The sequence below is a fragment of the Streptomyces sp. UNOC14_S4 genome (genome assembly GCF_020740835.1).
Taxonomy (GTDB): Bacteria; Actinomycetota; Actinomycetes; order Streptomycetales; family Streptomycetaceae; genus Streptomyces.
Genome location: NZ_JAINFC010000503.1, coordinates 1 through 5,387, shown reverse-complemented (window position 1 = coordinate 5,387; position 5,387 = coordinate 1). Strand labels below are relative to the sequence as shown.

Below are 5,387 nucleotides of genomic sequence, written 5' to 3'. Positions count from 1 at the left end.
CGTGGAGGCCTCGGCAGCGGCCGGGGCCTCCACGGGCGCGGCGGCTTCCTTGGCCTCCTGCGTCTCGGCGGACGCGGTCACGTCCGGCTGTACGGACTGTACGGAGTCGCTGCCGGCGCCGGACGTCGGCGGGCCGGCGGGCCGGGACGCCGCACGGCGGCGTCGGCGGGGCGGCAGCGTGTCTCCGGGACCGCTGTCGGCATTGTTTGCGGGCTCAGTGGATTCGAGCATGCGGGCGGTTCTCCCGTCACGCTCCCGGGCGCCGCACCTGATCCGGCCCGGCGGTCCGCGTGATGTGCGCGGTACCGCCGTCCGGGGCGCGGGCGCCGCACGGGAGCTGTCGTCTCGCTCGCCGGGTCCGAAACGTCGGCACCGGCGAAAGTCTTCTGGTCAGTACGCCTGCCGGGTCCGGGTGGCTCCCTGGTGGACCGGCGGCGCGGCGACGGCCGTCCTTACACAGAACCTTCCGGCACCTGCGCGGCACCGGCGCTCTGTCCGGCGGCCGTGGTTGATGCGGCCGGGGAAGCGTCGCGGTCGGGCGCGAGCGGGTCGGTCACCGTGCCGGACTCCGCATCGAGCAGCCCCTGCGCCAGCCTGGTCACCGCGGCGGGGACCGGCGGCGCCAGGTCGGCCGTGGCGCTGAGACCGGACAGGACGTCGTCGGGTCGAACGGCAGGTGTCACATGCCGAACAACCAGCCGCAGTATCGCACAGGCACGGTCGCCGGGCCTATCGGACGGAGCGGCGAGGGCCTCAAGTCGGACCACCGCGGAGCGCGCGTCGAAGGTCCGCAACCCATTTTTGGTCCGGCGCTGGACCTCGACGGTCTCCGCCGCGAGGAACGCCTCCACGGCGCGCCCGGCGTCCGCAGGCTCCACGCCCTCCAGGCGCAGCTCCCACACGGAGGCCTCGAGCCGCTCGGCGAACGAGGAGGTGCGGGCCTCCACCGCGTCGGTGATGTCGAGCCCGTCGGGCAGCGACTCGTCCAGCAGCTTGCGCAGCTGATCGACGTCGCGGACCGCGGCGAGCTGGATCTCCAGGTACTCCGCCTCGCTGCCCGTACCGGTGGGAGCGGCATTGGCGTACGAGACCTTGGGGTGCGGGGTGAAGCCCGCCGAGTACGCCATGGGCACCTCGGCGCGGCGCAGCGCCCGCTCGAAGGCGCGCTGGAAATCGCGGTGGCTGGTGAACCGGAGGCGGCCGCGCTTGGTGTAGCGCAGACGAATGCGCTGCACCGCGGGTGCGGGCGGCGGGCCTTCGGGCTGTCGCTTGCCCAGTGTCTTCAGTCCTTCGTGAGTGCGGTCGTACTGCTACCTAGAGTACGTGCAGCGAGGGCCCCGCCAACCTGGCGGGGCCCTCGTTCGAACGTCTGCGCTACTTGACGACGCTCAGCGGCAGCAGCTTCTTGCCGGTCGGGCCGATCTGGATGTGGGTGTCCATCTGCGGGCACACGCCGCAGTCGAAGCACGGGGTCCAGCGGCAGTCCTCGACCTCGGTCTCGTCGAGGGCGTCCTGCCAGTCCTCCCAGAGCCAGTCCTTGTCGAGACCGGAGTCCAGGTGGTCCCAGGGCAGGACCTCCTCGTACGTGCGCTCGCGCGTCGTGTACCAGGCGACGTCCACGCCGGTCCCGGGCAGGACCTTCTCCGCGCAGGCCATCCAGCGGTCGTAGGAGAAGTGCTCGCGCCAGCCGTCGAAGCGGCCGCCGTCCTCGTAGACGGCGCGGATGACGGCGCCGAGACGGCGGTCACCGCGCGAGAGCAGGCCCTCGACGATGCCGGGCTTGCCGTCGTGGTAGCGGAAGCCGATCGAGCGACCGTACTTCTTGTCGCCGCGGATCTTGTCGCGCAGCTTCTCCAGGCGCGCGTCGGTCTCCTCGGCGGAGAGCTGCGGCGCCCACTGGAACGGCGTGTGCGGCTTGGGCACGAAGCCGCCGATGGACACAGTGCAGCGGATGTCGTTGGACTTCGAGACCTCGCGGCCCTTGGCGATCACGTTCATCGCCATGTCGGCGATCTGGAGGACGTCCTCGTCGGTCTCCGTCGGCAGGCCGCACATGAAGTACAGCTTCACCTGGCGCCAGCCGTTGCCGTACGCGGTGGCGACGGTCCGGATGAGGTCCTCCTCCGAGACCATCTTGTTGATGACCTTGCGCATGCGCTCGGAGCCGCCCTCGGGGGCGAAGGTCAGACCGGAACGGCGGCCGTTCCGGGTCAGCTCGTTCGCCAGATCGACGTTGAACGCGTCGACACGGGTCGAGGGCAGGGACAGACCGATCTTGTCCTCTTCGTACCGGTCGGCCAGTCCCTTGGCGACCTCACCGATCTCGGTGTGGTCGGCGGAGGACAGCGACAGCAGGCCGACCTCCTCGAAACCGGTGGCCTTGAGGCCCTTCTCCACCATCTCGCCGATGCCGGTGATGCTGCGCTCGCGCACCGGACGGGTGATCATGCCCGCCTGGCAGAAACGGCAGCCACGGGTGCACCCGCGGAAGATCTCCACGGACATCCGCTCGTGAACGGTCTCGGCCAGCGGCACGAGCGGCTGCTTCGGGTAGGGCCACTCGTCCAGGTCCATGACGGTGTGCTTGGACACACGCCACGGCACGCCGGAGCGGTTCGGCACGACACGGGCGATACGGCCGTCGGCCAGGTACTCCACGTCGTAGAAGCGCGGGACGTAGACACCGCCGGTCCGGGCGAGGCGCACGAGCAGTTCGTCACGGCCACCGGGACGGCCCTCGGCCTTCCAGGCCCGGATGATGTCGGTGATCTCCAGGACGGCCTGCTCACCGTCACCGATGACGGCGCAGTCGATGAAGTCCGCGATGGGCTCGGGGTTGAACGCCGCATGCCCGCCCGCGAGGACGACCGGGTCGTCGATCGTGCGGTCGGCGGCATTGAGCGGAATGCCCGCGAGGTCGAGCGCGGTGAGCATGTTGGTGTAACCGAGCTCGGTGGAGAAGCTCAGGCCGAAGACGTCGAACGCGCCGACGGGCCGGTGGCTGTCCACGGTGAACTGCGGCACCTTGTGCTCGCGCATGAGCGCCTCGAGGTCCGGCCACACGCTGTACGTGCGCTCGGCGAGGACGCCCTCGCGCTCGTTGAGGACCTCGTACAGGATCATGACGCCCTGGTTGGGCAGACCGACCTCGTACGCGTCGGGGTACATGAGCGCCCAGCGGACGTCACAGCTCTCCCAGGGCTTGACCGTGGAGTTGAGCTCGCCACCCACGTACTGGATGGGCTTCTGCACATGCGGCAGGAGGGCTTCCAGGCGGGGGAAGACCGACTCGACAGACATCTCGGCGAACTTTCGTGAGCTGACAGGGGCGACCCTCAAGACTAACGCGGGCGGGCCGCCCCTCTGCACGGCGATCTTGAAGAACCCCCCGCAGCAGCGGGGACTACGCAAGGACGACCGGATCGTCCATACCCCGGTCGGGATCACCCCCGCAGAGCGGGAAAGCCGTGCACCCGATAAAACGACTGGCGCCCCTTCCGGTCACGCCCGCAGCCGCTCGCGCAGCTTCCGCTTGGATGCCCTGGCCCAGACCTCCGGCAGCTCGCGCTCGCATTCGGCCGCGGCGGCGGCCTCCTGCCCGTAGAGCAGGCCCCAGGTGAAGGACGGCTCACCCGCCGCGTGGGCCTGGGCGGCCAGCGCGCGCAGGGCCTCACGGGCGACACAGCTGTCCTGGTGGTCGCCCAGCACGGTCTGGACGTCCTTCATCCGGCCCGCGAACCGCTTCGCCGCGCCGCCCAGCGCCGGGATCGCGGCCTCCGCCGCGTACCGGGCGCGCTTGGCGGCCTTGCGCGCCTCGTGCATAGCGAGGTCGCGTTCGTGCCCCGGCTGGAGCGCGAGGGCGCATCCGACCCGGCCCGCGAGCCGCCGGTAGTCCTTGAGCACCGCCTTGGGCAGCACCTCGCGTACGGGCCGGGCGGCAGCGGGCCGCAGCGGCGGGTCCGCGAGCAGCGCGTCCAGGGTGTCGAGCAGCGCCAGATAACGCTTGCCGTCGAGGACCGCGACGGTCCTGCGCCGCGACCCCGTACGGCGGGCGCTCATCGACGTCCGCAGCCGACGGCGGACCGGCCCGAACAGCAGGGTGCGCGGCAGGGCGGCGATCCGCGCCTGGAGCCGCTCGCCGAGCACCTCCTGGTCCCGGTCCACGCCGAGCTCGGCGGCGAGCCACTTGAGCTCCTCGCCGACCGGATCGGTGACGGCCCGGTCGAGGACACCACCGTACGAACGGAAAGCACTGCGCATCCGGCGGGTGGCGACCCGCATCTGATGCACGGAATCGGGCAGATCGCGGCGAACAGCGGTATCAAACACGAGGAGCGCCTCGGCCTGCTCACGGACGTACCGCAGCACATGCTCCCCGGCAGTCGGCCCGCCGGGCCTCTTCGGAGCCTTCGGCTCGGCACGCGGCGGTGCGGGATCGGTCTCGGCGAGCGCCCGGGCCAGCTTGGACGGAGCCGCGGACGGGCGCAGCCCGGCCTTGCGCAGCCGCTTCTCCACAGCATCGAGGAAGGCCGGATCGACGCCCTCGCCGAGCTCGACCTCGAACTCCGTCCACTGCGCGGAACGGCCCCCGTGGGCAAGACGATCAGCAGTGACACCGTCCGCGCTCGCCTCGGCGAGGAGCGTGCCCGCGTCGTCGAACAACCGGTGCACCGAACGGCGGGAGACGATACGCACGAGCGGGGCGAGCCCGGCGCGACGGGTCCGGCACCGGACGAGGTCGGCGAGGGCCCGCGGCACGGCCGGGGAGAGCGGCGCGCGGACCTCGTCCCGCACGCCGGGGGCGACGGGCAGCTTGAGGTGCCAGCCCGCGTCGTCGCCTCCGGTACGGCGGCGCAGGGTGATCCCGGCCGCGGCGAGACGCCGGTCCTCGGTGTCGTAGTAGACGGCGTCGAGCTCCTGCGCCGGCTGCGCGGCGACGCTCGCGACGCCCGCGACACGGCTCAGGTCGGGGAGCTCGTGTCTGCCGTCGGCTTCGTACTTCCGCTCGATCTCTCGCACGGTGTCCGCCATATGGTGAATCTAGCCCCGGGGGAACCGTGACGGCAGCCCTCGTCTGCGCCGGGCTTGTTCTCGGCACCCGGCCTCACCCCCACTCCAGGGCTCCGCCCCGGCCCCCGCCCACGAGCTCGACCACCAGCGTCGTCGCGCGCCTGCGGGCCCGGTGGGGGCTTGTCGCGCAGTTCCCCGCGCCCCTAAAAGCCGCCCACGAGCTCGGTCACCCTTGCCCGTCCGGCGGGTGTGTCGGCGGCGGGTGAATCGTGACCCACTTTGGCCGGGTGAAAACGGACCCTTTTGTGGGGGTTCAGTCGTTGTCGGTTCGGTCGGTGGGGACGCGTCCGAGTTCGCGTCCGCGCATGCGGTAGGAG

General features: G+C 71.4%; 4 protein-coding genes. All 4 read right to left on the bottom strand.

The window, feature by feature from the left end:
• Nucleotides 1-231 (bottom strand): hypothetical protein (locus K6I34_RS30640; RefSeq protein WP_229330939.1); only part of this gene is annotated, 231 nt, incomplete at its 3' end.
• Between the two features lie 221 nt (nucleotides 232-452).
• Entirely contained in the window at nucleotides 453-1,235 is a 783-nt protein-coding gene (locus K6I34_RS30635) for a TIGR03936 family radical SAM-associated protein (RefSeq protein ID WP_229330937.1), read from the bottom strand.
• Between the two features lie 139 nt (nucleotides 1,236-1,374).
• A complete protein-coding gene (locus K6I34_RS30630) occupies nucleotides 1,375-3,300 on the bottom strand; it encodes a TIGR03960 family B12-binding radical SAM protein (protein WP_229330934.1) in 1,926 nt (641 codons plus the stop codon).
• Nucleotides 3,301-3,501: 201 nt separating this feature from the next.
• Nucleotides 3,502-5,031: a CYTH and CHAD domain-containing protein gene (locus tag K6I34_RS30625; protein ID WP_229330932.1), complete on the bottom strand. Its 1,530-nt coding sequence runs from the start codon at nucleotides 5,029-5,031 to the stop codon at nucleotides 3,502-3,504.
• Between the last annotated feature and the right edge of the window lie 356 nt (nucleotides 5,032-5,387).